Origin of the sequence: Ralstonia flatus (assembly GCF_958439105.1) — a bacterium.
Lineage (GTDB): Bacteria > Pseudomonadota > Gammaproteobacteria > Burkholderiales > Burkholderiaceae > Ralstonia > Ralstonia flatus.
In genome coordinates this window covers 581,127-606,465 of sequence record NZ_CAUDLI010000003.1, presented here as the reverse complement: position 1 = coordinate 606,465, position 25,339 = coordinate 581,127, and the positions used below count along the sequence as shown (strand labels likewise).

Sequence of the window (25,339 nt, the reverse complement as noted above, 5' to 3'; positions counted from 1 at the left end):
GATGCCGTTACCTGCTGCCTGTTACCAGTTGCCGGAGGCGCCACCGCCACCGAAATCGCCACCACCGCCGCCGCCAAAGCCGCCGCCACCGCCACTGCCGCCGCCGAAATCACCGCCGCCGCGCCCCCAGCCACCGCCGAGGCCGCCGCCCAATCCACCACCCAAGCCGCCAATGGTGCCCGGGCCCCAGCCGCGGTTGCCCATCACCACGCGCGATCCGGGTCGGCCCGGCAGGCTGCCCGTGACGCGCCCGCCCGAGCGCATGGCCGCGCTGAGCACGAAGAACACGATGATCGCCAGCGGAAAAAGCACCGGCAGCCAATCGCCGATGCCGCCGCCGGATTGCTGACGCTTCGCGCGCTCGGCCGGCGGCAGACTTTCCTGGGCAATGACAGTCTGGATGGCCGAGATACCCGCTGACAGCCCGCCGTAGAAATCGCCCTGGCGGAAGTGCGGCGCCATCACGTCCTGCAGGACACGCTTGGATTGCGCGTCGGTCAGCGCACCTTCCACGCCGCGCCCCACCTCGATACGCATCTTGCGCAGCGAGGCCGGGTTGTCCTTGGCGATGAGGATGATCGCGCCGTCGTCCACGCCCTTGCGGCCGGCCTTCCACGCATCCGCCACGCGGATGCCATACGCCTCGATGGGTTCCGGTGCGGTGGACGGCACCATCAGCACAAAGATCTGGCTGCCGCGCTGCTGCTCGTAATCGGCCAGCACCTGTTCGAGCGCGCTCTTCTGCTCGGCGCTGAGCGTGCCGGTCAGGTCGGTCACGCGCGCGGCCAGCGGCGGCACGGCCACCATGTCGCTTTGCGCGTACGCAGGCAGCGCGGCAGCGAGCCACAGGGCTGCAGTCAGCAAGAAGGCGAAGCAGCCACGCGCACGCATCGACATGGTCATCAGCTCGTCAGAACTTCACTGCCGGGGCGGTGGAAATGCCCTTCTCGTTCTCGACCGTGAAGTTCGGCTTGACCTGGTAGCCCATCACCTTGGCCGTCAGGTTGGTCGGGAAGCTACGGGCCAGCACGTTGTAGTCCTGCACCGATTTGATGTAACGCTGACGCGCCACCGTAATGCGGTTCTCGGTGCCTTCGAGCTGCGATTGCAGATCACGGAACGACTGGTCAGCCTTGAGCTGCGGGTAGTTTTCCGACACGGCCATCAGGCGCGACAGCGCGCTCGAAAGCTCGCCCTGCACCTGTTGGAATTTCTGGAAGGCCGCCGGGTCGTTCAGCACCTCCGGCGTGATCTGGAAGCTGGTGGCCGCGGCGCGGGCCTTGGTCACGGCTTCCAGCGTGTCCTTCTCGTGCGAGGCATAGCCCTTGACCGTGTTGACGAGGTTCGGAATCAGGTCGGCACGGCGCTGGTATTGGTTGACCACCTCGGCCCAGGCCGCTTTGGTGGCTTCGTCCTTCGTCTGGAAATCGTTGTAGCCGCACGCAGACAAAAACGGTGCGGCGAGCACGGCCAACGACAGTGCCAGCCAGCGCAGCACCGAAAAACGCGTCGAGCGGAAGGTCAGGGCAGGGGTCATGAAATCCTCTAGGTCTTGAATCCGAAAAGAATGTGGCATGAGACTGACAGCGCCTCACGACGTTCCAGCGCACTGTAGCTTATGCGCTTGACGCCCCAGTCACACATCAGTACGGTATGGGGACTTTTTTGACAATTTCCATGCGCGCGATTTCCACCTTCTCGTCGATCAGCACGGCACCGGCATTCAGCCTGTCGGCCATGTCGACGCTCGCGCGCGCCAAAAAAGCCACCAAACAGCCGCTCGTCTGACCGGAGCGCTGTTCCGTCAGATGGGCGACGGAACAGCGGTTGACCGATACGTTGGACACGGTTGCCTCTCACCCGCATCTCGCGGGGCCGCATTCCCGAAGCGCTTCTGACGGTTCTTTGACCGGTCGTTGATTCGTCCAGGAGTGTTGTCGTGCTTGAAAATGCATCCACCCATCTGTCCACCCGCGAACGTCCGTCCTATGCGGGCATCTGGGTGCCCATCGTGACGCCGTTTGCCGATGACGCGGCACGGTCGGTCGACTATGGCGCGCTGTATACATTAGTGGTGCGGTACCGCGCGCTGGGCGTCGCGGGTTTCGTGGCGTGTGGCAGTACCGGCGAAGCCGCAGCGCTGACGGATCAGGAACAGGCCGACGTGCTCGATACGGTACGTGCCGCCGCCGACGGTTTGCCCGTGGTGATGGGCGTCTCGGGCAGCGCCCTCGCATCTGTACGCGAGCGAATGCTGCGCCTTGCCGAACATCGGCCGGCAGCGTTTCTGATTCCCGCGCCTTCCTACATTCGCCCGTCGCAGCGCGGGATCATCGAATACTTCACCGCACTGGCCGACGCTTCGCCCGTGCCGGTGTTGCTGTACGACATTCCGTATCGCACCGGCGCAAACATCGACACCGAAACGCTGCTCGCGCTGGCGGCGCATCCGAACATCCACGGCATCAAGGATTGCGGCGGCGACGCGGACAAGACGCAGCGCCTCATCGCCGACGGGCGGTTGCAGGTGCTGGCCGGGGAAGATGCGCAGGTGTTCGGCACGCTCTGCGCGGGCGGCGTCGGGGCGATCATTGCCGCCGCGCACGTCCGCACGGAGCTGTTTGTCGAGATGGCCAGGGCGGTGCAGGAGCAGCGGTTGAACGATGCACGGCGGTTGCATCATGCGCTGGCACCGGTGATCCGGTTGTTGTTTGCCGAGACGAACCCTGGGCCTTTGAAGGCTTGGCTGGCTGCCGAAGGGTTGATTCGGAATGTGTTGCGGGCGCCGATGATGGGGGCTTCTGAAGGGGTGGGGAGGGAGTTGGTGGAGGTTGTTGGGCGGGTTTGATTTTGTTGTTGGTGGTCCACCTCCCTTTCGTTCCCTGCCGGGACCGACCTACTTTTCTTTGGGCAAGACCAAAGAAAGTGAGTCAGCCCCGGCAGGGGATGAAACAAGGGATGCACCACTCACGTTCAAACAGCCCTAAACGCCTTCCGAGCCGCCTCAAACGTCGCATCCAAAATCGCGTCATCGTGCGTGGAAGAGACAAAACCCGCCTCAAACGCAGACGGCGCCAGATACACACCCTGATCCAACATCGCATGGAAGAACGCATTGAAGCGTCCAACATCGCTCTTGGTCACTTCAGCAAAGCTCGTCGGTACGCCTTCGCGGAAGTAGATGCCGAACATGCCGCCCACGCTGTCTGCGGCAAACGGCACGCCAACTTCATGTGCGATAGCGGCCAGCCCATCCACCAGCTTGCGTGTTTGCGCAGCCAGTCGGTCATGGAAACCCTCCGCCGCAATCAGCCGCAAGGTTGTGAGCCCGGCCGCTACGGCCAGCGGATTTCCCGACAGCGTCCCAGCCTGGTACACATTGCCCAGCGGCGCCAGGAATCCCATGATGTCGCGGCGGCCGCCAAACGCAGCGGCCGGCATGCCCCCGCCGATGACCTTGCCCAGGCACGTCAGGTCCGGCTTGATGCCGTACAGCGCCTGCGCGCAACCGAGCGCGACGCGAAAGCCTGTCATCACCTCGTCAAAGATCAGCACGGCGCCGTGCTCGGTACACAGCGAACGCATGGCTTGGTGGAATTCGTTGCTGCCACGCACGAGGTTCATGTTGCCGGCCACCGGCTCGACGATCACCGCGGCGATTTCCTTGCCGTGGCGGGCAAAGGCCTCACGCAGCGCGGCGACGTCGTTGTACGGCAGCACCATCGTGTGCTTGACCACGTCTTCCGGCACGCCGGCGGAAGACGGTGCGTTCTGCGTCGTATCGGCAAACGTCAGCAGGCCCGAACCGGCCTTGACTAACAGGCTGTCGGCGTGACCGTGGTAGCAGCCTTCGAACTTGACGATCAGGTCGCGCCCGGTAAAGCCGCGCGCCAGGCGCAGGGCGCTCATGGTCGCTTCGGTGCCCGACGACACGAGCCGCACTTGCTCGATCGACGGCACGAGCTTGCAGATTTCCTCGGCCATGACGACTTCGGCCTCGGTCGGCGCGCCAAACGAGAAGCTGTCGGCCGCGACGTCCTGCACGGCACGCACGACCTCGGGATGCGCGTGGCCGACGATCATCGGGCCCCACGAACCGACGTAGTCGATATAGCGGGTGCCGTCCGCGTCCCACAGGTACGGGCCGGCTGCCTTGGCAATGAAGCGCGGGGTGCCGCCCACCGAGCGGAAGGCGCGTACCGGCGAGTTCACCCCGCCGGGGATGGTCTTCTGGGCACGTTCAAACAGGGCGGCGCTGCGGGAGGGAGTCGACATGGAGGGTGTTGGAAGAGAGCGTGGCGCCGAGCAGAGCGGCGCTGCGGTACGGTTTAAAGGCGGTTCGAGGCGATTATGCGGTGGTTTGCCGCAGATCCGGGTTGGATGCAGTCAAACACCGTGTCTGCCCGGCGCCTGTTCTGGCGTAGCCGGGCGTGATTCGGTACCATCTGGCCTGCCATTTTAATAGACGGAACCCACCGAAGCTTTGCCCTATGGAACAACAGATTGAATACAAGACGTGGATGTGCCTGATTTGCGGCTGGATCTACGACGAAGAACAAGGCGCCCCGGACGACGGCATTGCGCCCGGCACGAAGTGGGAAGACGTGCCCATCAACTGGACGTGCCCGGAATGCGGCGCGCGCAAGGAAGATTTCGAAATGGTGCAGATCTGATCTGGATCTGACCTGTCTCCCGTCAGCAAGTGAGTGTTTGCCCTCTTGCTGACAGCCAAGTATCAGGAAGTGACGGTTCGATGAATCGGCTCGTCGCTTCCATGCCACAAGCGCTCGGCGGACGGCCGGCGCCATTGACGGCGAATAGGTGACTTGTCACACTTCGTCAAATTCTGAGCTTCACACTTCATAAGCGGGCCGGGGGGCGTAGTTTTGAAGTCGTCGCCAGCGTGGGCCCTTTCCGTTTGGAGGGCACGCTGCGCGGCGATTTGCCGCGATCCATCCGGTCAGAATGTCGTGGCGACCCGTGGTCGCGCACTGCGAGAACATGATGCAATCCGCGCGGGTGGAACAACTGGCTGACTCTCAACCGCTGGCGAACTCTCCGCTGGCGCATTCCCTGACAGGCTGCAAAGTGCTGGTAATCGACGATTCCAGCACCATCCGCCGTACCGCGCAGATTTTCCTCACCCAGGCCGGGTGCCAGGTCGTGCTGGCCGAAGACGGCTTCGACGCACTGGCCAAGGTGGGTGACCTGAAGCCCGATCTCGTGTTCTGCGACATCCTGATGCCGAATCTCGACGGCTACCAGACCTGCTCGCTGATCAAGAAAAGCCCAAAGTTTCATGCCACGCCTGTGATCATGCTGTCTTCGCGCGACGGGATTTTCGACCGTGCGCGCGGCAAGTCGGTCGGGGCGGTGGACCATCTCGCCAAGCCGTTCTCGAAAGAAGCGCTGCTGGAGGCGGTCCAGACGCATTTGCCGGTGGCGCAAGCTGCCGCGCAGTGACGGCATCTCTCTTAATGAAGGACTGTTTGTATGGCAATCAAGAAAGTGTTGGTGGTCGATGATTCTCCGACCGAAGCGCTGCATCTGTCGGAGATTCTCGGCAAGAACGGTTTCAAGGTGACGGTCGCGGCCGATAGCGAGCAGGCCATGACCAAGCTCGAAGCCGAAACCTTCGACCTGATCCTGATGGATGTGGTGATGCCGGGCCAGAACGGCTACCAGGCGACCCGCGCCATCAAGAAGGACGAGCGCTTCCAGAGCATCCCCGTGATCATGTGCACGACCAAGGGCCTGGAGACCGACCGCGTGTGGGGCATGCGCCAGGGCGCATCGGACTACATCGTCAAGCCGGTCAAGGCCGAAGAGCTGCTCGAGAAGATCGCCAAGCTGGCGCAGTGATCCTGCGGCAGTTCGTTTAGAAGCGCGACGTCAAGACCGCGCGCAGCAAAGAACCAGCACCGGACATGAGCCAGACGTGAACGAACAGCGCACCAACCTGACCTCCCGCCAGCGCCTGCACGAATACCAGGCGATGCTGGCCCGCCGCCTGCAGGAGGCGCGCGCCAAGTCGTCGACGGAAGGCTTTCTGGGCGTGCAGATCGGCGAGCACCACTGGCTGCTGTCGCTGACCGAAACCGGCGAGGTGCTGGACTACCAGCCGCCCGCGCGCGTGCCGCTCACACAGCCGTGGTACCTCGGTCTCGTGAATGCGCGCGGCAACCTGCTCGGCGTGATCGATTTCGGCCTGTTCTGCGGTGAAGCGCCGACGGGCAGTGGCAGCAGTGCCAAGATCGTGGTGCTGTCCAAAGACCCGCAGCGTGCGTGCGCGATTGTCGTGCCGCGCGTGGCCGGCCTGCGCAGCCTGAGCGATCTGCAGCCCGCGGAAGCCACGGTGGAAGAAGGGCGTCCGTGGTTGGGCCGCGCCTGGCGCGACGCCCAGGGCACGCAATGGCGCGAACTGGATGTGCGGCAGTTGCTGGCCGATCCGGCGTTTCTGCAGGTTGGCCGCAGCCGCACGTAAAGCGATTGGGCAATCAGGCCGTAGAGCCTTAGAGCCAGCAAGAACGATTGGGCACGCCGCAACGGGAGCGGGGTGTGCAGGGGCAAGAGGCGGTGCGCGGCGCGTGCAACAGGGCGCGCCAGGTGGCCAAGTGTATTCACAGGCACCGCCGAAGGTGCGTACCACGCCAGGTGGAACAAGGCGCGGACGCGGACGGGAAATCCATGCGGCTGATCTCGACAGAACGAGACGGCAGCATCGACAAGAAAAGAGGGTCCTATGGGGTTCAAGTGGTTCAACGCAGGTCGCCGTGCCGGTCAGGCAGGGGCGCCGGAGGTTGCAGCGGAGGGCGCATCGGCGGCTTCCGTGCAGTTGGCGCAGTTGGACAATGCGCCCCATACGGATGACGACAATCCCGCTGGCCCGCCCACGCAGCTGGGCCGCTCGCCCATGGATGCCGTGGTCGGCTGGATGGAGCGCGTGCCGTTTGCCGCGCAGCAGCGCGTGTTCACGATCGGCCTGGTGGTTGGTCTGCTGGCCCTGCTGATCTCGGTGTACCTGGATAACCGCCAGGCCAACAACGGTTCGGTGCAGATTGAAATTGCCGGTGACACGCTGATGCACTCGCAGCGTCTGGCCAAGGCGGTGCCGGTGGCGCTGCTGGGTAACACCAACGCATTCGCGCAGCTCAAGGAAAGCCGCGCGCGTCTGCAGGAAAACCTCGACGCGCTGAAGAACGGCAATTCCGAGCGCGGCGTGCGCGCCTCGGGCGGCGAGGCCGAAGCGCTGCTCGACAAGTCGATCGAAGAGTGGAAGCGCAGCGACAAGAGCGCGCAGGCCATTCTGGCGCAGGAAAAGACGCTGGTGGCGGTGGGTAAGACGCTGAACGTGTTCAACGCGTCGAACCCTGAACTGCTGGAAGAAGCCGAGCAGATCTCGTCGATGAAGCTGCAGACCAACGCGCCAGCCCGTGAAGTGGCCGCCTCGTCGCAGCTCGTGATGTTGACGCAGCGTCTGGGTAAGAACATGAACGAGTTCCTGGCCGGCGAAGGCGTGAACCCGGAAACGGCGTTCCTGCTCGGTAAGGACACCAACACCTTCCGCGAAACCCTGAACGGCCTGCTCAACGGCTCGGAAGCGCTGCGCCTGTCGGCTGCCACCGATGCCGAGACGAAGGGCTACCTGCAAGAGCTGTCGACCCGCTTCGACAACGTGCAGAAGACCACGCAGATCATTCTGGAAAACCTGCCAGGCCTGATCGCCGCCAAGCGCGCCCAGCAGCAGATCTTCAACGACAACGAAAAGCTGCGTGCCGACCTGTCGGACCTGCAGTCGGCCTATGCCGGCAGCGTGCGCAGCCGTCCGGTGACGCTCGGTGCGGTGGTGCTGTCGGCCATCCTGACCGTGGTCTGCCTGGCCGGCCTGGCCGCCCTGTACCTGCGCGATTCGCGCGTGCGTACGATGGAAGCAGAAGCCCGTCAGCGCGAAGCTGAAGAGCGCCGGATGGTGGAAAAGCGCAACAACGATTCCACCCAGGCTGCAATTCTGCGTCTGATGAACGAACTGCAGGACATTGCAGACGGTGACTTGACCAAGCAGGCCACCGTGTCGGAAGACATTACCGGCGCCATCGCCGACTCGGTGAACTACACCGTGGAAGAACTGCGCGAGCTGGTCGGCCGGGTGCAGCAGACGGCCGAGCAGGTGACGCAGGCATCGTCGGCGGTGCAGACCACGTCGGAAAGCCTGGTGGCCGCATCGGAAGAACAGTCGCGCCAGATTCGCCAGACCGGTCAGTCGGTGGTGGAGATGGCGGACCGCATTACGCAGGTCTCGCGCGGCGCAGCCGAATCGGCGAACGTTGCACGCGCCTCGCTGGCCGCTGCCGAGCAAGGTCAGCAGGCCGTGCAGAACGCCATCACGGGCATGAACGACATCCGTGACCAGATTCAGGAAACCTCGAAGCGGATCAAACGCCTGGGCGAATCGTCGCAGGAGATCGGTGAAATCGTGGAGCTGATCTCGGACATTACCGAGCAGACCAACGTGCTGGCACTGAACGCTGCCATCCAGGCGGCATCCGCTGGTGAAGCCGGCCGCGGCTTCTCGGTGGTGGCAGAAGAAGTGCAGCGCCTGGCAGAACGTTCCGCCGAGGCAGCCAAGCAGATCGGCGCGCTGATCCGCACGATTCAGACCGACACGCAAGACGCGGTGCACGCCATGGAGCGCAGCACGGCGGGTGTGGTGGAAGGGGCGAAGCTGTCCGATAACGCCGGTGCCGCACTGGTGGAGATCGGTCGCGTGTCGCGCCAGCTTGCCGAACTGATCGAGAGCATTTCGCAGACGACGTCGCACGAAGCGACGCTGGCTTCGGACGTTGCGCAGAACATCGAACAGATCCTGCACATCACGGAACAGACGTCGACCGGTACGCGCCAGACCGCGCAGTCGGTGCGCCAGCTCACGCAGCTTGCCGAAGAACTGCGTGACTCGGTGGCGCGGTTCCGCATCGCCTGATCTCTTCACCTCTGGATTTCGGGCGGGAACGCCGAAGGGGCCACCCCGGGGCAATCGCGGCAACCGCCACCTGCTTTTTGGAAGCACACATGCGTCATCAATCTGCCGCCGAGCCCGCCCAATCCCATCCTGCCTCGCTCGAGGCGGCTGGAGCCTCTGCGGTTCGTCCGAAAGCTACCGTGCCGGCGCGTGATCTTTCCGCTCTGGCCTGGGTTGCGCCCAACATGCGCGCCGCGCTGGACGATGCCGTGCGCGAGTTCGGCGAATACGCAGCCGATGTGATCGCCGATCCGGAGGTCATCGGTGCGCGCGATACGACGTCGCTGCGCCTGGCCGGCCAGTATCTGCACCAAGCCGCCGGCGCGCTGCTGATCGTCGGCCTGCGCGGTGTCGACGTGTATTGCCAGGCCGCCAAGCGCCTGCTCGAGGCGGTGGATACCGGCAGCGTCGCCGCCGACGCCCAGACGCTGGACGTGTTCTCGCGCGCCGTGCAGGCGCTGCAGGAATACGTCTCCGACCTGATGGCCGGCATGGCCGAAGAGCCGCTGCGCCTGTTCCAGCCGTATCAAGCCGTGCTCGCCCGCCTGGGCGAAGAGCGCATCCACCCGGCCGACCTGTGGGCCGATGAGTTGCGCCACCTGCCGGCGCTGCTGCTGCCCTCGCGCGATCTGCCGGGGCTGGCACGCCTGCGTCGCAAGTTCGAACTCGCATTGCTGACCGCGCTGCGTGCGCCGGCCTCGAATGCCGACGGTGCGGTGGATCCATCTGCCGCCGCAGCGGCCTACGCGCCGCTGGAAGAGTTGCTGCATGGCATCCGTGCGCTGGAGCGTGAACCACGCCGCGCCGGCGACGATCTGCAGCGCGATCTGTGGCTTGTTCTGGCCCTGACCTTTGGTGCCCTGCGTGCCGGCCTGGTACCGGCCGACATGACGGCCAAGCGCCTGGCCGCACGCGTCAACCTGCTGCTGCGCCAGTATTCGCACAACAACGTCCACCTGCCGCAAGGCCTGCTGACCGACGCGCTGTATTTGCTGGCCGGCATGGCGTACAGCAACGCACCGGCAGTGCCGGTTGGCGACGACACGCTGGGCCCGGACATCGTGGCCTGCGTGCAGGCCTTCGCGATTCCGCCCACGCACGCGCCCGCTGGCGCGCTGCACACGCGCCAGTACTACGCGCTGCTGCCGACCGACGCCAGCGACACGCTGCAACGCGTCGGCCGCTCGCTCGAAACGCTGAGCCAACAATCTGCGCCTGCCGCGGACGAACTCGACGCCGCACTGCAGACGCTGGCGCTGCATGCCGATGCGCTGGGCCAGCCGGCTCTGTCCGACCTGTCGAACCGCCTGACCGAAGCTGCCGGGCAGGACGTTGCGCCCACGCTGCAATTTCTCTCGCGCATGCTCGCGCGCCCTTGGGCGCTGCATGGCGAATCCGGCGACTTGCGCAGCGCGTGGTTTGCCGCCCGCTGCAGCGAGCTGGCCGAACACGCCCGAGCGACGCAACACGGCCACGCCGTGCCGGCGCCGGCATGGCTCACGCTGCTGGCCGAAGAAGCTGCGCAACGCCGCTCGCGTGCCGAGCAGGTTCGTGCGCTGCAAACGCTGCTGGCCTCTGCCGAAACGCACCTCGACGCCTTCGAGCGCGAAGGTGCAGAAAGCGGCGGCCTGCAGGAAGCCGCCCGCCTGTTCGGCGAGATGCAGAGTGCCTTTGCCGCGCTCGACGCCTATGAGGCGGTCCACGCCACCGAAGCGGCGCAATCGACCATCGACGCGCTGCAAGCCGCGGGCGAGGGCGCGACCGCCGATCGCGAACGCTACCTGGCTGCGCTGGCCGCCAACGTCAGCGGCCTGCAGGCCTTGCTCGATGCACTGTCTGCCAGCACCGAGCTGACGGCTGGCCAGGTCGATGAGATCGTCATCGAAGGCCAGTTGACGCCGACTGAGCGCGAAACCGCGTGGCGCGCGTTCGCCTTCGATGCGGAAGCCGGCATGCTGGCGCGCCGCGAGCCGCAATCCGAAGCGCAGGCCGGCGCAGACATCGCCGATACCGATGCCGCATCGCCACTGCAATCGTTGCTGGATCGGCTGCTGGCCAAGCAACCGGTCGACCCGACCGACCCGCTCGCCGCAGAGTTGCGCACGGCGCTGCAGGAAGCGCGCGACGCCGCCGCCATCGACGACGATCCGGCTCGCCGCCGTCGCCTGGAAGAGGCGCTGGCCCAGTTCGACGCATGGCAGGTTGGCAGCGCCGGCGCGCTTGAGCGCATGCAGGCCGCCCTGGCGGCACCGGTTGCCGTGCCTGCGGCCGCCGCGCCGGCGCCGGCTGCCGCGCGGGATACCCAATCCATCGATGCCGAGCTGCTCGACATCTTCCTGTCCGAAGCCGAAGAAGTGCTGGCCGGCGTGCGCGCCGACCTGCAGGGCTTGCAGGCCGCTGCCGACATGGGCACGGGCGGCCTGGCTGCCGGCTCGGACCTGGACCTGCTCACGCAGTTGCGCCGCGCGTTCCACACGCTCAAGGGCTCCGGCCGCATGGTCGGCCTCACGCGCTATGGCGAAGCCGCCTGGGCCATCGAGCAGGTCATGAATGTCTGGCTGGCCGAGAGCCGCGTGCCGACGCACGACCTGGCCGCGCTGCTGACGCGCGCCGAGTCGGAACTGTCGACGTGGGCTGCTGCCATTGCCCAGTCGCCGCAAGCCGATCACGCCATCGAACCGCTGGTCGCCGCCGCAGAGCGCGTGCGCCACGGCGGTCCGTTCGTGTGGCTGGAGGCCGTGCCGGCGCCCGAAGCGTCTGAGCCAGCCGAAGCTGGCCCGGCAGCTGAACACGCCGAGCCGCAACCAGTGGAAGCGCCGGCGGCTGACACCGCATCGCACGACGCAGTCGCTGAACCTTCATTGGAACTGGCCGCGCCGGATGCCCCCGTTGCTGAAGCCGAAGACGCGGTAGCGCTGACGTGGGATGACGAACCTGCGCTGCCCGAAGTCGAGGCGCCGATGCCGGAGGCGACCGCACCGCTGGTCGAGCATGAGGCCGCCGAGCCCGTTGCAGAGCACGTCGAAGAGACGCTGCACGAAGCGGCCGCTGAACCGGTGGCCACCGATGCCGACGCCAAGGTGATCCCGTTCCCGTTCGGGCAGACCGGCGAGCCGGAAGAAGCACCGCACGACGATGGCGTGAAGGAGATTGGTCCGGTCCGCATCAGCGTGGCGCTGTACAACGTCTACCTGCAGGAAGCCGACGATCTGATCCGACGCCTGGGCGTGGATTTCTCGGAGTGGCGCCACGAAGGCCGCACGCCGCCGAGCGAGCTGGCCCTGCGCGCCGCGCACACGCTGCAAGGCAGCTCCGCCGTGGTCGAACTGGAACCCGTGCGCCAGTTGGCTGCCGCGCTGGAGCAGGTGCTGCTGAACCTGAACAGCCGTCCGGTGGCAATGCACCCAGGCGACTTCCGCCTGCTCGATCAAGCCGTCGAGCGCATGCGCGGCATGCTGCATCAATTTGCCGCCAGCCTCTGGCCGGACACCGACGAGCCGCTGCGCCGCAGCCTGGACGAACTGTGCGAGCGGCTGCTCGTGCGTCCGCGCCTGCCGCTGGAGCCGGCGCCTGCCGCCTTTACCGAAGCCGAACAAGCCGAGAACGAAACCGCGGGCCTGGCTGGCGAGCCCGACTTTGAAACGGCACAGGTGACGTCGACGTTCGTGCCCGCGCACGAGACGCCGGTGGCCGAGCCCGCTGTGGGCGAACTGGTCCGCCAGGCGCCGACCGACGCGCTCGACCCGGCGCTGCTCGAGATTTTCCTGGAGGAAGCGCACGTTGCGCTGCCCGAGTTGGGCCAGCATCTGCGTGCGTGGGAAGCCGCGCCGCAGGACCGCAACGCCGCTGGCCTGCTGCTGCGCAATCTGCACACCGTCAAGGGCAGTGCGCGCATGGCCGGCGCCATGACGCTGGGCCAGGCCGCGCACGAAATGGAAAGCGCCATTGAAGGCGGCCTGCGCCAGAACCGCGTGGACGACGCGCTGTTCCGCAAGCTCTACGTCTGGTTCGACCGGATTCAGGCGCACGTCGATGCGCTGGGCGCGGGCAACCTGCTGCCGCTCGACGCCGGCTTGGCCGATGCCGCCGATGTGCAGCAGACGGCCGATGCGCAGGCTTCGTCCTCCGCGTCGATGCTGCCGGCGGTTGCAGTCTCGACGAGCGTGGATCTGACCGGTGCGCGGAGCCCCGAAGCCGAGGCGCTGGAAGTGGCCGAACGCCAGCGCGCGATGGTGCGGGTGCAGGCGCGCGCGCTCGATTCGCTCATCAACGATGCGGGTGAAGTCGGTGCGGCGCGTGCGCGCCTTGAGTCGGAAGTCGATGCGCTGAAGACCTATCTGTCGGAACTGAACGACAACGTGGCGCGTTTGCGCTCGCAGGTGCGCGAGATCGAAATCCAGGCCGAAACGCAGATGGAGTCGCGCATTGCCGATGCGGCAGCACACTCTGAAGCGTTCGACCCGCTGGAGTTCGACCGCTTCACGCGCTTGCAGGAACTCACGCGGATGATGGCCGAGTCCGTCAACGACGTGGCGACGGTGCAGCAGAACTTGTTCCGCGGCTTCGATCAGGCATCGCTCGATCTGGAAACGCAGGCGCGCCTCACGCGCGGTCTGCAGCGCAGCCTGATGCGCGCGCGCATGGTGCAGTTCGATACCGTGGCCGACCGTTTGTATCGCGTGGCGCGCCAGGCGGCGGCGGAAACGGGCAAGGAAGTCCGGCTGTTCATCAAGGGCGGTACGGTGGAACTGGATCGCAGCGTGCTGGACCGCATGGGCGGTCCGCTCGAGCACATGATCCGCAACGCGGTGGCGCACGGCATTGAATCTGCCGACGAGCGCCGTGCCAAGGGCAAGGCTCCCGCCGGTGAACTCACGCTGGAAGTGCAGCAAGAGGGTAACGAAGTCGTGCTGCACTTCGTCGACGACGGTGCCGGGCTGAACCTCGACCGCATCCGCGCCCGTGCATTGGAGCGTCAACTGCTGGCCGCCGACGAAGAAGCCAGCGACGCGCGCCTCACCGAGATGATCTTCACGCCGGGTTTCTCCACTGCAGATCAGGTGTCGGAACTGGCCGGCCGCGGCGTGGGCATGGACGTGGTGCGTGCGGAAACTGTTGCCCTGGGCGGCCGGATCTCGCTGCAGACCACGCCGGAAGTCGGCACGCGTTTCACCATCCACCTGCCGCTGACGACTGCGATTACGCAGGTGCTGCTGGTGCGTGTGAGCGAGCGTGTGTACGCGATTCCGTCGGGCATGATCGACCACGTGCAGCAACTGCGCCCGCAGGCGCTGGCCGAGGCGTACAACGCGGCCGCGCTGCAATTGCCGACCGGCCCCGTGCCGTTCCACTACTTTGGCGCGCTGCTTGAAGAAGCAACGTCTGTCACGGGCGGACGCAAATACTCGCCGGCTGTGGTGGTGCGCAACGGTGCTGACCGTGCCGCCGTGCACGTCGACGAAGTGATCGGCAACCGCGAAGTGGTGGTCAAGCACATTGGCCCGCACCTCGCGCGTCTGGAAGGCATTGCCGGTGCAACGACGCTGGGCGACGGCGAGATCGTGCTGATCTACAACCCCGTGGTGCTCACGCAGCGCTTCGAGCGCGAAGCGGTTGCGCGCAGCCTCTCAGGCCCGGAAGCCACGGGCGCCGTGGCCGAGCTGCAGCGCGACGGCAGCACCGACGCCGTGCCGGGCCTCGCCACACAGCCGATCGTCATGGTGGTCGACGATTCGCTGACCGTGCGCAAGGTGACGCAGCGTCTGCTCACGCGCTCCGGCTACCAGGCCGTGCTCGCACGCGACGGTGTGGATGCGCTGCGTCAGTTGCAGGACATCACGCCCGACGCAATGCTCGTCGACATCGAAATGCCGCACATGGACGGCTTCGACCTCACGCGCAACGTACGTGCGGATGAACGCATCGGCGCCACGCCGATCATCATGATCACCTCGCGTACGGCGGACAAACACCGCCGTTACGCAGCGGAGATCGGCGTGAACGTCTACCTCGGTAAGCCGTACAACGAAGAGGAACTGCTGCAGCATCTGCGCAACCTCATCGGCGAGCGTGCGCCGGCGGCCAACGCCGGTTGACGATACGCCTCGCAGAAACAACAACGGGCCGGTAACACACCGGCCCGTTGTTTTTGGCGCGTGGCGATCTTCAATCGTCGGCGCTGGCCTTGCTGAGTGCCGCGGCCTCAGCGCCCGATGTGCGATGTGCCTTGGTGACGGCGTAGCGGTCGAGTGTTGCTGCGCGCGCAGCCGCGTGATCGACGATGGGCACCGGATACGTTTCGCCCAGCACGATGCCGGCTTCCTTCAATACATTGGCGGGCGCCGTCCATGGCGCATGGATGTACTTGTCGGGCAGCTTCGCCAGTTGCGGCAGGTACTTGCGGATGAAGCGGCCTTGCGGGTCGAACTTCTCCGATTGCGTGACCGGGTTGAAGATGCGGAACCACGGTTGAGCGTCGCACCCGCTGGACGCCGCCCACTGCCAGCCGCCGTTGTTGGCGGAAAAGTCGAAATCGTTGAGCACGTCGGCAAAATACTGCTCGCCGCGCCGCCAGTCGACACCAAGATCCTTGATGAGAAAACTGGCCGCCACCATGCGCAGGCGGTTGTGCATGTAGCCGCTCTGGAAGATCTGCAGCATGGCCGCATCGACGAGTGGATAACCGGTGCGCGCGGCCTTCCACGCTTCAAAGCGTGCGTCGCCAGTGTCGCCGTCCACCCAGCGGATGCGATCGAATTCCGGATGGAATGCGGCGCCGTCTGCCAGGTCCGGGCGGTGATGCAGGATCATGAAATAGAAATCCCGCCACACCAGCTCCGACAGCCACGTCGCCGCGCCCCGGCTGCCGCGCAGCATGGCGGCGTGGGCACGCGCGGCCAGCGTGCGGATCGACACGGTGCCAAAGCGCAAATGCGTTGACAGATAGCTGGGGCCGCGCACGGCGGGAAAGTCGCGGCGCGCATGGTAGTCGTCCATGCGCTCTTCAAACTCGTCGAGCAGGGTTTGCCCGCCCGACATGCCGCTGGGCAGGGCGATTTCCGACAGGTTGGTCCGTGCGAAGCCCATCGCTTCCAGGGCGGGCGTAGGCTGCGCGAGCGCCTGCGGCGGCTTGGCCAGCGCGCCGAAGTAGGGCTCCGTGGGGTACGCGCGCAAGTCAAACGGCGTCAGCGCGGCCAACCAGGCATTCTTGTAAGGCGTGAAGACGCCGTACGGTTTGCCTTGCCCGTTCAGGATTTCGTTGCGCTCGAAGATCACCTGATCCTTGAAGTCGAACCAGGCGCACGGCAGCTGGGCGAGCACTTTGCGCACCGCTTCATCGCGGGCCTGCGCGGAGGGTTCTTCGTCATGGTTGGCGAAGACGGCTTCGATGCTCAGCTTGCGTGCAATCTCGGGAATCGCATGGCGAGGGTGGTCGTGCACGACGATGAGGTCGCCGCCTGCCTCGCGCAACGCGCTGCGCAGTTCCTCGACCGATGCGCGGATGAACTCGATGCGGCGGTCGGCCTTGAGCCCGCGCGCGAGCAGCGCGTCGAGGATGTCGCGGTCGAACACGAACACGCAATAGACCTCGCGGCAGTGCCGCAGGGCATAATGCAGCGCCGCGTGGTCGAAGTACCGCAGATCGCGCCGGAACCACACCAGGCCTCGCTGGAAGTGCGCTCCGATGTTGTATGGCTGGCGGCTTGGGGCGGGGGAGGGCATCGGATGGAATCGGTTGCTCTTTAGACTTGCGGAGCGTATCGCAAAAATCGCCCCTTTTTGTCTTGTTCACGTTGTTGTCATGGCTGATTCTTCTCGTCTTCCGCTGTATCGCATCCTGCAATCCCAGGGCTTCGGCACGCGCCGCTATTGCAAGGACCTCGTACTCGCGGGTCTCGTATTCATCAACGGCGTCGAGATGGAAAGCCCGGATGCGCTGGTCGATACCGCCGGCCTGGTGCTGGATGTCGACGGCGAGCGCTGGGCGTACCACGCCCGCGCCTATCTGATGCTCAACAAGCCGGCTGGCGTCGAGTGCTCGCAAAAGCCGAAACATCATCCGAGCGTGTACACGCTGCTGCCGGTGCCGCTGCGCGAGCGCGCCGTGCAGTGCGTCGGGCGGCTCGATCAGGACACCACGGGGTTGCTGCTGCTGACCGACGACGGCCAGTTCGTTCACACCATCACCAGCCCGCGCCACCAGGTGCCCAAGGTGTATGAAATCACCACCGCCGAGCCCGTGACCGATGCGCAGATCGCTCAGCTGTGCGCCGGCGTGCTGCTGGCTGACGAAAATGAAAACGTTGCCGCCGCCTGGGCCGAGCGCGTAGACACGCACCACCTGCGCATGGCGCTCACGCAGGGCAAATACCACCAGGTGAAACGCATGGTGGCCGCCGCCGGCAACCACGTGGCCGGATTGCATCGCAGCGCCATCGGCGGCTTGTCGCTCGGCGATCTGGCGCCCGGCGAGTGGCGCTGGCTGGAAGCCGCCGATCTGGAAGCGCTGAACACCACGCCGCCGCACGCCAGCGGGTCAAGTGCCTAAAGCGGCACAATGCGCAATCCCAAAAAACCTTGCGCCGAGAGCCGATTCCTCCAAATGAGAGGGGCAGCGGCCGGGGGCTTTTGGTAAACTCCCGCTCATGGCCTCGCCTGACGCACTCATCAATCTCACGAATCAGTTCCTGATCGCTATGCCCGGCATGGCGGACTCGACGTTTTCGGGCACGGTTGTGTACATGTGCGAGCACAACGAGCGCGGCGCGCTCGGGCTCGTGATCAACCGGCCTATCGACATCGACTTGGCGACGCTGTTCGACAAGATCGACCTCAAGCTCGAAATCCATCCCCTCGCAGAACAATCCGTGTACTACGGCGGTCCGGTGCAGACCGAGCGCGGCTTTGTGCTGCACGACGCCACAGGCGCGTATTCGTCGTCGCTGGCCGTGCCGGGCGGGCTGGAAATGACCACCTCCAAGGATGTGCTGGAAGCCGTTGCCCAAGGCGGCGGCCCACACCGCTTCATCCTGACGCTCGGGTATGCCGGCTGGAGCGCCGGTCAACTGGAAGACGAAATCAGCCGCAACGGCTGGCTGACCGTCCAGGCCGATCCCGAGATCATCTTCAACGTGCCTCCCGAAGCGCGGTTTGCCGCGGCGCTGAACCTGCTCGGCATCAACCCCGCCATGTTGTCGGGTGAGGCCGGGCATGCCTGAGCCGGCGCGTCCGGCCTCCGCTTCCATGCCCGCAGAAGGCACCTTGCTGGCATTCGATTACGGCGAAAAGCGCATTGGCGTGGCGCTCGGCAATTCCATCACGCGCTCGGCCCGGGCGCTGGAAACCATTCCGAACCGCTCGGTCGATTTCCGCTTTGCGCAGATCAGCCGGCTGGTCGGCGAATGGCAGCCTGTGGGCTTCGTGGTCGGCATGCCCGTCCATCCCGACGGCGAAGAGCAGCCGATGATCAAGCTCGCCAAGCGCTTCGGCAATCAATTGCACGGCCGCTATGGCCTGCCGGTCACCTGGGTGGACGAGCGTTATTCGTCCATCGCCGCACAGGACGCCGGTGCTTCCGACGATGTGCTCGACGCAGAAGCCGCGCGCATCATCCTCCAACAGTTTTTCGACGAACACGCATGACATCGCAACAGATCGATGCCGAGGCGCTGTACCAGAGCCTCGTTGCACAACTGCGCACGCGGCTGGCCGACGGCCACACCTGGTCGGTGGCCGGCATTGTCAGCGGCGGCGCCTGGATCGCCAGGCGGCTGGCACATGACCTTGGCCTGCCGGAATACGGCGTCGTCAATGTTGCGATGCACCGCGACGACTACGCCAAGAAAGGCCTGCACGCCAAGGCGCAACCCACCACCCTGCCGTTCGACGTGAACGAGCGCCGCATCCTGCTGGTGGACGACGTGCTGGCCAGCGGCCGCACCATCCGCGCGGCCATCAATGAACTGTTCGACTACGGCCGCCCGGCGGCGGTAGAGCTGGCCGTATTGGTCGACCGCGGTGAACGCCAACTGCCTGTTGCGCCGGATTACATCGGAGAACGCATCACGCTGCCCGCCGATGAATCGCTCGTGCTGAGCGAGGCCGGCGAGGGCGCTGCCGCGCGCTTCACCTTCACGCGCGAGCCCAAGGGCACCTGACTTCAAGCCCGCACCGCACCTGCTTTGACCTGACCTGTACTGACCTCGTCGCCTTTCGTTTCTCCATGCCCAAGATTTTTGCCAACCCGCAGCTCACGAAAAACGGCGAGCTTAAGCACCTGCTGTCGATCGAGGGACTGTCGCGCGACATCCTCACGCACGTGCTGGACACCGCGCAGCAGTTCGTCTCCGTATCGGATACCGACCGCGAGGTGAAGAAGGTGCCGCTGCTGCGCGGCAAGAGCGTGTTCAACCTGTTCTTCGAGAACTCCACGCGCACGCGCACGACGTTCGAGATCGCAGCCAAGCGGCTGTCGGCGGACGTCATCAACCTGAACATCAATGCGTCTTCCACGAGCAAGGGCGAGTCGCTGCTCGACACGATCAACAATCTGTCGGCGATGCAGGCGGACATGTTTGTCGTGCGGCATGCCAGTTCCGGGGCGCCGTACCTGATCGCCGAGCACGTCGCGCCGCACGTGCACGTGATCAATGCAGGCGATGGCCGTCATGCACACCCTACGCAGGGGCTGCTCGACATGTTCACCATCCGCCACTACAAGAAAGATTTCTCCAACCTGACGGTGGCCATCGTCGGTGACATCCTGCATTCGCGCGTGGCGCGTTCCGACATTCACGCGTTGACGACGCTGGGCTGCGCCGAAGTGCGTGCCATCGGCCCGCGCACACTGCTGCCGGGCGGCCTGGAACACATGGGCGTGCGTGTCTTCCACAACATGGAAGAGGGCCTCAAGGGCGTGGACGTGGTCATCATGCTGCGCCTGCAGAACGAGCGCATGAGCGGTGCGCTGTTGCCGTCCGCGCAGGAATACTTCAAGGCCTACGGCCTGACGCAGGAGCGCCTGGCGCTGGCCAAGCCGGACGCCATCGTCATGCACCCCGGCCCGATGAACCGCGGGGTGGAAATCGATTCTGCCGTGGCCGACGGCGTGCAATCGGTGATCCTGAATCAGGTGACGTTCGGCATCGCCGTGCGCATGGCGGTCATGGGCATTGTGGCTGGCAACAACGACTAAGAAGAGCAATGAAACTGCATATCAAAGGCGGTCGCCTGATCGACCCGGCCAACGGCATCGATGCCCAACAGGATCTGTACATTGCGGCGAGCAAGGTGGTCGGTGTCGGCCATGCGCCGGCCGATTTCCACGCCAACAAGACGCTCGACGCGACTGGTTTGGTGGTGTGCCCGGGTCTGATTGACCTGTCCGCCCGCCTGCGCGAGCCGGGCTTCGAATACAAGGCCACGCTCGAATCGGAAATGGCTGCGGCGATGGCCGGCGGCGTGACTTCGCTGGTGTGCCCGCCGGACACCGATCCGGTGCTGGACGAACCTGGCCTGGTCGAGATGCTGAAGTTTCGGGCGCGCAACCTGAACCAGGCGCACGTGTATCCGCTCGGCGCGCTGACCGTGGGCCTCAAAGGCGCGGTGCTGACCGAGATGGCCGAGCTGACCGAATCGGGCTGCGTGGGCTTCTCGCAGGCCGATTCGCCGATCATCGATACGCAGGTCCTGATGCGTGCCATGCAATATGCGCAGACCTTCGGCTTTACCGTCTGGCTGCGCCCGGAAGATCCGTATCTGGGCAAGGGCGGCGTGGCTGCAAGCGGCCCGCTGGCTTCGCGCCTGGGCCTGTCCGGCGTGCCGGTGATGGCCGAGACCGTGCGCCTGCACACCATTTTTGAGCTGATGCGCAGCACGGGTGCGCGCGTGCATCTTTGCCGCCTGTCGTCTGCTGCCGGCATCGACCTCGTGCGTCGCGCCAAGGCCGAAGGCCTGCCGGTGACGTGCGACGTGAACGTCCATCACATCTCGCTGACTGACGTCGACATCGGCTACTTCAATTCGCAGATGCGCTTCGTGCCGCCGCTGCGCTCCGGCCGCGATCGTGACGGCATCGTGCGCGCGCTCGCCGACGGCACCATCGACGCAATCTGCTCCGACCACACGCCCGTGGACGACGACGAGAAGCTGCTGCCGTTTGCCGAAGCCACGCCCGGTGCGACCGGGCTCGAGACCCTGCTGCCGCTCACGCTGCGCTGGGCAGCCGAGCACAAGGTCGAGCTGCCGAAGGCGCTGGCCCGCATCACCAGCGAGCCCGCCCGCGTGCTGGGTCTGCATGCGGGCTCGCTTGAAGTGGGAGCGATGGCTGACGTGTGCGTGTTCGACCCGGAGGCAACGTGGAAACTCGAGCCCCGCACCCTGCGCAGCCAGGGCAAGAATTCACCATACCTGGGCTTCGAGCTGGCCGGCCGCGTACGTGCCACGATGGTTGCCGGGCATCTTGCCTATGACGGGCATTGATCAACGCGTGACAAGCGCGCCCACCGAGATGCGCACGCCGCAGCGCAAGCACGTGCTGCGCAAGCTCCGGTTGCTCGTGCATCTGGCCGAAGGCCTGATCACTTGCGCGCTGCTGTTCTGGTGGATCAAGCCGCAGACCAAGCAGGCGCTGATTCAACGCTGGTCGCGCAAGTTGCTGGCGCTGTTCCACGTCTCGCTCGTGGTGCATGGCGAGCAGGTCGCGGGCCAGGAGCTGGCGGGTTCCATGCTGGTGTCCAACCACGTATCGTGGATCGACATCTACGCGATCAACAGTTGGTACCCGCCGCGCTTCGTCGCCAAATCGGAGATTCGCAGCTGGCCGGTCATTGGCTGGCTGTGCGCGCAGACCGGCGTGCTGTTCGTCGAGCGCGCCCGCAAGCGCGATGCGCATCGCATCATGCACGTCATTGCCGATGCGATGCGTTCTGGCGATGCCATTTGCGTGTTTCCTGAAGGGACGACGTCGGACGGGTTGCAGCTGCTGCCGTTCCACGCCAACCTGTTCCAGGCGCCCGTCAGCGCTGGCGCACCGATCCGCCCGCTGGCGCTGCGCTATCGGGTCGCTGCCACGGGCGAATTGACGACCATTCCGGCGTACATCGGCGATCTGTCGATGATGGACACGATCAATGCGATCCTGAACGGGCCGCCGTTGGTGGTGGAAGTATTGGTGGGGCCGGCCCTGGCCCCCGAGATGGACCGTCGGGCCTTGGCGGCCCATAGCCAGGAAGCCGTGGCCGCGCTGATCAACCGCGCGGGCTGAGGCCTCAAGGCTACTTCTTCTTGTGCGCGAGCGGGTCTTGCGCCTGCTCGCACTCCACCTGCACCACGTCGCGCCCCGCCGGCGCCAGCGACAGCTTGGCCGCCGTCAGCTTGCCGCCCCACACGCAGCCTGTATCCAGGCCCATCACGTCGTCGCGCATCACCAGCCCGCGCGTGGACCAATGCCCGAACACGATCGGCGTGCCACGCGTACGGCGGCCCGGCACGTCGAACCAGGGCATGTGGCCATCCGGTGCACCATCGGCATCCGTCGTTTCGAACTCCATCGTGCCGTCGGGCTTGCAGAAGCGCAGGCGTGTCAGCGCGTTGATGGTCAGGCGCAGGCGGTCCATGCCGACGAGATCGTTGCTCCACTTGTCCGGATGGTTTCCGAAGGCGTCCGCCAGGAAGGTTTTCCAATGTGGGCTGCGCAATTCGCGCTCGACCGCGCCGGCCAGCTCCAGTACGTCGCCCGTCGTCCACTGCGGCAGGACGCCGGCGTGCACCATCAGGAACCCGTTCTCGAAGATGGCCAGCGGCTGGTGACGCAGCCATGTGATGAGGTGGTCGCTATCGGGCGCGGAGAGGATGTCGGCGATCGTGTCGCGCTTGCCGGGCTTGCGCACGCCTGCAGCGACCGCTAGCAGGTGGATGTCGTGGTTGCCCAGGACGGTGCGTGCGCGGCCGGCCTCGCACAGTGCGATGACTTCGCGTAGCGTGGCCAGCGACTCGGGGCCGCGGTTGATGAGGTCGCCGACGAAGCGCAGCGGGGCGTTGGCGGGGAGGGCGGCCATCAGCGACTGGAGGGGGGAGCAGCAGCCTTGGAGGTCGCCGATGGCGTGGGGAGTATTTTGCAGATGTTCCATGTGCACCCAGCGGCGCATTTGAACCGGACGAGGCGTTGCAATCCCAATTGTTACAACGCGCTACAAAAAGATCGAGAGCTTTAGCAGGACATGTACGGGGGTCGGATAGAATACGCGACTTCCCTCAAAATTTGACAATTTCCGCTGGCCCCCGCAGGGGCGGCAGGGCCGATTCCCTAGGCACGCGGAAGGCGCGGCAAGGAGTACACAGTTTGTCCTACGTTCTGGTGACCGGCGGTGCCGGCTTCATTGGTGGCAATTTCGTTCTGAACTGGTTAGCGGATCCGAGCGCTGACGGTATCGTCAACGTCGATAAACTGACCTACGCAGGCAACCGCAAGACGCTGGCGGCAGTCGAGCAAGATTCGCGGCATGTATTTTCGCAAACGGACATCTGCGATCGTGCTGCGCTGGACCGGCTGTTCGCACAATACCAGCCGCGCGCGGTGGTTCACTTTGCTGCCGAAAGCCACGTAGACCGCTCCATCCATGGTCCGGGTGAGTTTATTCAGACCAATATCGTCGGGACCTTCACCCTTCTGGAGGCGGCACGCGTCTATTGGGGTGGGATCGACGACGAAGCCAAGGCTGCATTCCGCTTCCTGCATGTTTCGACGGACGAGGTCTTTGGCTCGCTGGGCCCGACCGACCCGCAGTTCTCCGAAACCACGCCGTATGCACCCAACAGCCCGTACTCCGCGTCCAAGGCAGCATCGGACCACCTCGTGCGAGCCTATCACCATACGTACGGGCTGCCGGTCCTGACGACCAACTGTTCCAACAACTACGGTCCGTACCATTTTCCGGAAAAGCTGATCCCGCTGATGATCACCAATGCGCTCAGCGGCAAGCCTTTGCCGGTGTACGGCGATGGGCAGAACGTGCGCGACTGGCTGTATGTGGGTGACCATTGCGCGGCCATTCGTGAAGTGCTCGCACGTGGCCGCCTGGGCGAGACGTATAACGTGGGCGGCTGGAACGAGGAGACCAATCTCGACGTCGTTTATACCCTGTGCGACCTGCTGGATGAACTCAAGCCAAAGGCGACTGGCTCCTATCGCGATCAGATCACCTTCGTAAAGGATCGCCCCGGTCACGACCGCCGCTACGCCATTGACGCGCGAAAACTCGAGCGTGAGCTTGGGTGGAAACCGGCCGAGTCTTTTGAGACCGGCTTGCGCAAGACTGTCCAGTGGTATCTCGACAACCAGCCTTGGGTGCAGGACGTCATCTCGGGTGAGTATCGCAACTGGGTGGCGAAGCAATATGCTGCGTAAGGCAACGGCTGCTCCTCGGTTGCTCGTTACAGGCAGCAACGGCCAGGTCGGGTTCGAGCTGCGTCGCAGCCTTGCTCCGCTTGGTGAAGTGATTGCACTCGATCGTGGCGCCTGTGATCTGACCCAACCGGATACGCTCCGTCGTCTGGTACGCGAGCTTCGGCCGGACGTCATCGTCAACGCGGCTGCCTACACCGCTGTGGACAAGGCCGAAACCGATGCGGAATCCGCATTCGCGGTCAACGGCGTTGCTCCCGGCGTGCTGGCAGAAGAGGTGAAAGCACTCGGAAGTTTGCTGGTTCATTACAGCACCGATTACGTGTTCGATGGCTCTAAAGACGGCGCGTATGTCGAGACCGACGAGGTCAATCCGCAGTCCGTCTATGGCAAAAGCAAACTTGCCGGTGAGCAGGCGATTACCGCGTCAGGCGCGACGGCGCTGGTCATGCGTACATGCTGGGTAGCGGGCGCACACGGCGGCAACTTCGCTAAGACGATGCTGAAGCTGGGCCGCGAGCGGGATAGCTTGCGCGTGATTGCGGATCAGTTTGGTGCGCCGACCACTGCTGCACTTATCGCCGACCTGACCGCGCAGATCATTTCGCGCTTCTGGGTGTATGGTGATCGGACAGCATTTCCTGGCGGGCTATATCACTTGGCGGCAGCCGGAGAAACGACTTGGCACGGCTACGCCACTGCCGTGTTGCGCTATGCCAAGGAGCGCGGGCTGGAGCTGAAAGCTGACCCGGAATGCATTGCAGCGATCCCGGCGACAGCCTATCCCTTGCCCGCACCGCGCCCTGCCAACTCTCGCATGGACACCACCAAGCTGACCGAAACGTTTGGCCTCCATTTGCCGGACTGGCAGCAGGGCGTCCACTTCCTGTTGGATCAACTCTTTTCCTGAAAGCACT

The 25,339-nt window shown here is 65.1% G+C and carries 22 protein-coding genes; 16 read left to right on the top strand and 6 right to left on the bottom strand.

What is annotated here, in order from left to right; all coding sequences use genetic code 11:
• Positions 1-21: 21 nt before the first annotated feature.
• The 3 genes from R2676_RS09870 to R2676_RS09860 all read right to left on the bottom strand — a co-directional run bounded on the left by R2676_RS09870 (position 22) and on the right by R2676_RS09860 (position 1,847).
• Positions 22-897, bottom strand: a complete 876-nt coding sequence (locus R2676_RS09870; RefSeq protein ID WP_206275714.1) for a TPM domain-containing protein — start codon at positions 895-897, stop codon at positions 22-24.
• A gap of 13 nt (positions 898-910) precedes the next feature.
• On the bottom strand, positions 911-1,537 hold the full coding sequence (locus tag R2676_RS09865) for a LemA family protein (protein WP_206275713.1): 627 nt from the start codon (positions 1,535-1,537) through the stop codon (positions 911-913).
• 106 nt (positions 1,538-1,643) lie between these two features.
• Positions 1,644-1,847 carry a hypothetical protein gene (locus tag R2676_RS09860; RefSeq protein ID WP_206275712.1) on the bottom strand — a complete coding sequence of 68 codons (204 nt, stop codon included), beginning with the start codon at positions 1,845-1,847 and terminating at the stop codon, positions 1,644-1,646.
• Between the two features lie 92 nt (positions 1,848-1,939).
• Between R2676_RS09860 and dapA the strand changes: the two genes are divergently transcribed.
• Positions 1,940-2,848, top strand: a complete 909-nt coding sequence (dapA, locus tag R2676_RS09855) for a 4-hydroxy-tetrahydrodipicolinate synthase (RefSeq protein ID WP_206275711.1) — start codon at positions 1,940-1,942, stop codon at positions 2,846-2,848.
• Positions 2,849-2,973: 125 nt separating this feature from the next.
• Here the strand turns inward: dapA and hemL are convergent, their stop codons facing one another.
• On the bottom strand, positions 2,974-4,275 hold the full coding sequence (hemL, locus tag R2676_RS09850; RefSeq protein WP_206275710.1) for a glutamate-1-semialdehyde 2,1-aminomutase: 1,302 nt from the start codon (positions 4,273-4,275) through the stop codon (positions 2,974-2,976).
• A 215-nt stretch (positions 4,276-4,490) separates the two neighbouring features.
• Between hemL and R2676_RS09845 the strand changes: the two genes are divergently transcribed.
• From R2676_RS09845 to R2676_RS09820, 6 genes are all read left to right on the top strand, one after another.
• The gene (locus R2676_RS09845; RefSeq protein WP_003261842.1) at positions 4,491-4,673 is read left to right on the top strand and encodes a rubredoxin; all 183 of its coding nucleotides are present in this window, start codon (positions 4,491-4,493) and stop codon (positions 4,671-4,673) included.
• 292 nt (positions 4,674-4,965) lie between these two features.
• Positions 4,966-5,463: a response regulator gene (locus R2676_RS09840; RefSeq protein WP_009238904.1), complete on the top strand. Its 498-nt coding sequence runs from the start codon at positions 4,966-4,968 to the stop codon at positions 5,461-5,463.
• Positions 5,464-5,493: 30 nt separating this feature from the next.
• Positions 5,494-5,862 carry a response regulator gene (locus R2676_RS09835; protein ID WP_206275709.1) on the top strand — a complete coding sequence of 123 codons (369 nt, stop codon included), beginning with the start codon at positions 5,494-5,496 and terminating at the stop codon, positions 5,860-5,862.
• 76 nt (positions 5,863-5,938) lie between these two features.
• Complete coding sequence (locus R2676_RS09830) at positions 5,939-6,484, top strand: chemotaxis protein CheW (protein WP_206275708.1); 546 nt, start codon at positions 5,939-5,941, stop codon at positions 6,482-6,484.
• Positions 6,485-6,742: 258 nt separating this feature from the next.
• Complete coding sequence (locus R2676_RS09825; RefSeq protein ID WP_102064666.1) at positions 6,743-8,980, top strand: methyl-accepting chemotaxis protein; 2,238 nt, start codon at positions 6,743-6,745, stop codon at positions 8,978-8,980.
• An 89-nt stretch (positions 8,981-9,069) separates the two neighbouring features.
• Positions 9,070-15,114, top strand: coding sequence for a hybrid sensor histidine kinase/response regulator (locus R2676_RS09820; protein WP_206275707.1), 6,045 nt, complete (start codon positions 9,070-9,072; stop codon positions 15,112-15,114).
• A gap of 70 nt (positions 15,115-15,184) precedes the next feature.
• On the opposite strand, the gene R2676_RS09815 is transcribed toward R2676_RS09820, so the two are convergent.
• A complete protein-coding gene (locus tag R2676_RS09815) occupies positions 15,185-16,741 on the bottom strand; it encodes a cryptochrome/photolyase family protein (protein ID WP_206275706.1) in 1,557 nt (518 codons plus the stop codon).
• 79 nt (positions 16,742-16,820) lie between these two features.
• Between R2676_RS09815 and R2676_RS09810 the strand changes: the two genes are divergently transcribed.
• The 7 genes from R2676_RS09810 to R2676_RS09780 all read left to right on the top strand — a co-directional run bounded on the left by R2676_RS09810 (position 16,821) and on the right by R2676_RS09780 (position 22,283).
• Positions 16,821-17,567, top strand: a complete 747-nt coding sequence (locus R2676_RS09810) for a pseudouridine synthase (RefSeq protein ID WP_206275705.1) — start codon at positions 16,821-16,823, stop codon at positions 17,565-17,567.
• A gap of 97 nt (positions 17,568-17,664) precedes the next feature.
• Positions 17,665-18,237 carry a YqgE/AlgH family protein gene (locus tag R2676_RS09805; protein WP_009238898.1) on the top strand — a complete coding sequence of 191 codons (573 nt, stop codon included), beginning with the start codon at positions 17,665-17,667 and terminating at the stop codon, positions 18,235-18,237.
• A complete protein-coding gene (gene ruvX / locus R2676_RS09800) occupies positions 18,230-18,661 on the top strand; it encodes a Holliday junction resolvase RuvX (protein WP_206275704.1) in 432 nt (143 codons plus the stop codon). Before R2676_RS09805 ends, ruvX begins: the two co-directional genes overlap by 8 nt.
• The gene (gene pyrR, locus R2676_RS09795) at positions 18,658-19,176 is read left to right on the top strand and encodes a bifunctional pyr operon transcriptional regulator/uracil phosphoribosyltransferase PyrR (RefSeq protein WP_027678023.1); all 519 of its coding nucleotides are present in this window, start codon (positions 18,658-18,660) and stop codon (positions 19,174-19,176) included. Before ruvX ends, pyrR begins: the two co-directional genes overlap by 4 nt.
• A 65-nt stretch (positions 19,177-19,241) precedes the next feature.
• Positions 19,242-20,213, top strand: a complete 972-nt coding sequence (locus tag R2676_RS09790) for an aspartate carbamoyltransferase catalytic subunit (protein ID WP_206275703.1) — start codon at positions 19,242-19,244, stop codon at positions 20,211-20,213.
• An 8-nt stretch (positions 20,214-20,221) separates the two neighbouring features.
• On the top strand, positions 20,222-21,499 hold the full coding sequence (locus tag R2676_RS09785; RefSeq protein ID WP_206275702.1) for a dihydroorotase: 1,278 nt from the start codon (positions 20,222-20,224) through the stop codon (positions 21,497-21,499).
• Positions 21,486-22,283 carry a lysophospholipid acyltransferase family protein gene (locus R2676_RS09780; RefSeq protein ID WP_206275701.1) on the top strand — a complete coding sequence of 266 codons (798 nt, stop codon included), beginning with the start codon at positions 21,486-21,488 and terminating at the stop codon, positions 22,281-22,283. Before R2676_RS09785 ends, R2676_RS09780 begins: the two co-directional genes overlap by 14 nt.
• A 10-nt stretch (positions 22,284-22,293) precedes the next feature.
• Here R2676_RS09780 and R2676_RS09775 read toward each other — a convergent pair whose 3' ends face one another.
• Positions 22,294-23,148, bottom strand: coding sequence for a symmetrical bis(5'-nucleosyl)-tetraphosphatase (locus R2676_RS09775; protein ID WP_206275700.1), 855 nt, complete (start codon positions 23,146-23,148; stop codon positions 22,294-22,296).
• 212 nt (positions 23,149-23,360) lie between these two features.
• Here R2676_RS09775 and rfbB point away from each other — a divergent pair, with 212 nt between their 5' ends.
• Entirely contained in the window at positions 23,361-24,425 is a 1,065-nt protein-coding gene (gene rfbB, locus R2676_RS09770; RefSeq protein WP_206275699.1) for a dTDP-glucose 4,6-dehydratase, read from the top strand.
• Positions 24,415-25,332, top strand: a complete 918-nt coding sequence (rfbD, locus tag R2676_RS09765) for a dTDP-4-dehydrorhamnose reductase (RefSeq protein ID WP_206275698.1) — start codon at positions 24,415-24,417, stop codon at positions 25,330-25,332. Before rfbB ends, rfbD begins: the two co-directional genes overlap by 11 nt.
• Positions 25,333-25,339: the final 7 nt, after the last annotated feature.

Bases quoted from the DNA above. Each gene is read 5' to 3' on its own strand.
- ruvX (WP_206275704.1), top strand. From the start codon at position 18,230: ATGCCTGAGCCGGCGCGTCCGGCCTCCGCTTCCATGCCCGCAGAAGGC.
- rfbD (WP_206275698.1), top strand. From the start codon at position 24,415: ATGCTGCGTAAGGCAACGGCTGCTCCTCGGTTGCTCGTTACAGGCAGC.
- R2676_RS09845 (WP_003261842.1), top strand. From the start codon at position 4,491: ATGGAACAACAGATTGAATACAAGACGTGGATGTGCCTGATTTGCGGC.
- R2676_RS09790 (WP_206275703.1), top strand. From the start codon at position 19,242: ATGCCCAAGATTTTTGCCAACCCGCAGCTCACGAAAAACGGCGAGCTT.
- R2676_RS09870 (WP_206275714.1), bottom strand. From the start codon at position 897: ATGTCGATGCGTGCGCGTGGCTGCTTCGCCTTCTTGCTGACTGCAGCC.
- R2676_RS09825 (WP_102064666.1), top strand. From the start codon at position 6,743: ATGGGGTTCAAGTGGTTCAACGCAGGTCGCCGTGCCGGTCAGGCAGGG.
- R2676_RS09775 (WP_206275700.1), bottom strand. From the start codon at position 23,148: ATGGAACATCTGCAAAATACTCCCCACGCCATCGGCGACCTCCAAGGC.
- R2676_RS09780 (WP_206275701.1), top strand. From the start codon at position 21,486: ATGACGGGCATTGATCAACGCGTGACAAGCGCGCCCACCGAGATGCGC.
- R2676_RS09865 (WP_206275713.1), bottom strand. From the start codon at position 1,537: ATGACCCCTGCCCTGACCTTCCGCTCGACGCGTTTTTCGGTGCTGCGC.
- R2676_RS09840 (WP_009238904.1), top strand. From the start codon at position 4,966: ATGTCGTGGCGACCCGTGGTCGCGCACTGCGAGAACATGATGCAATCC.
- R2676_RS09810 (WP_206275705.1), top strand. From the start codon at position 16,821: ATGGCTGATTCTTCTCGTCTTCCGCTGTATCGCATCCTGCAATCCCAG.
- R2676_RS09785 (WP_206275702.1), top strand. From the start codon at position 20,222: ATGAAACTGCATATCAAAGGCGGTCGCCTGATCGACCCGGCCAACGGC.
- hemL (WP_206275710.1), bottom strand. From the start codon at position 4,275: ATGTCGACTCCCTCCCGCAGCGCCGCCCTGTTTGAACGTGCCCAGAAG.
- R2676_RS09815 (WP_206275706.1), bottom strand. From the start codon at position 16,741: ATGCCCTCCCCCGCCCCAAGCCGCCAGCCATACAACATCGGAGCGCAC.
- R2676_RS09820 (WP_206275707.1), top strand. From the start codon at position 9,070: ATGCGTCATCAATCTGCCGCCGAGCCCGCCCAATCCCATCCTGCCTCG.
- pyrR (WP_027678023.1), top strand. From the start codon at position 18,658: ATGACATCGCAACAGATCGATGCCGAGGCGCTGTACCAGAGCCTCGTT.
- R2676_RS09805 (WP_009238898.1), top strand. From the start codon at position 17,665: ATGGCCTCGCCTGACGCACTCATCAATCTCACGAATCAGTTCCTGATC.
- R2676_RS09835 (WP_206275709.1), top strand. From the start codon at position 5,494: ATGGCAATCAAGAAAGTGTTGGTGGTCGATGATTCTCCGACCGAAGCG.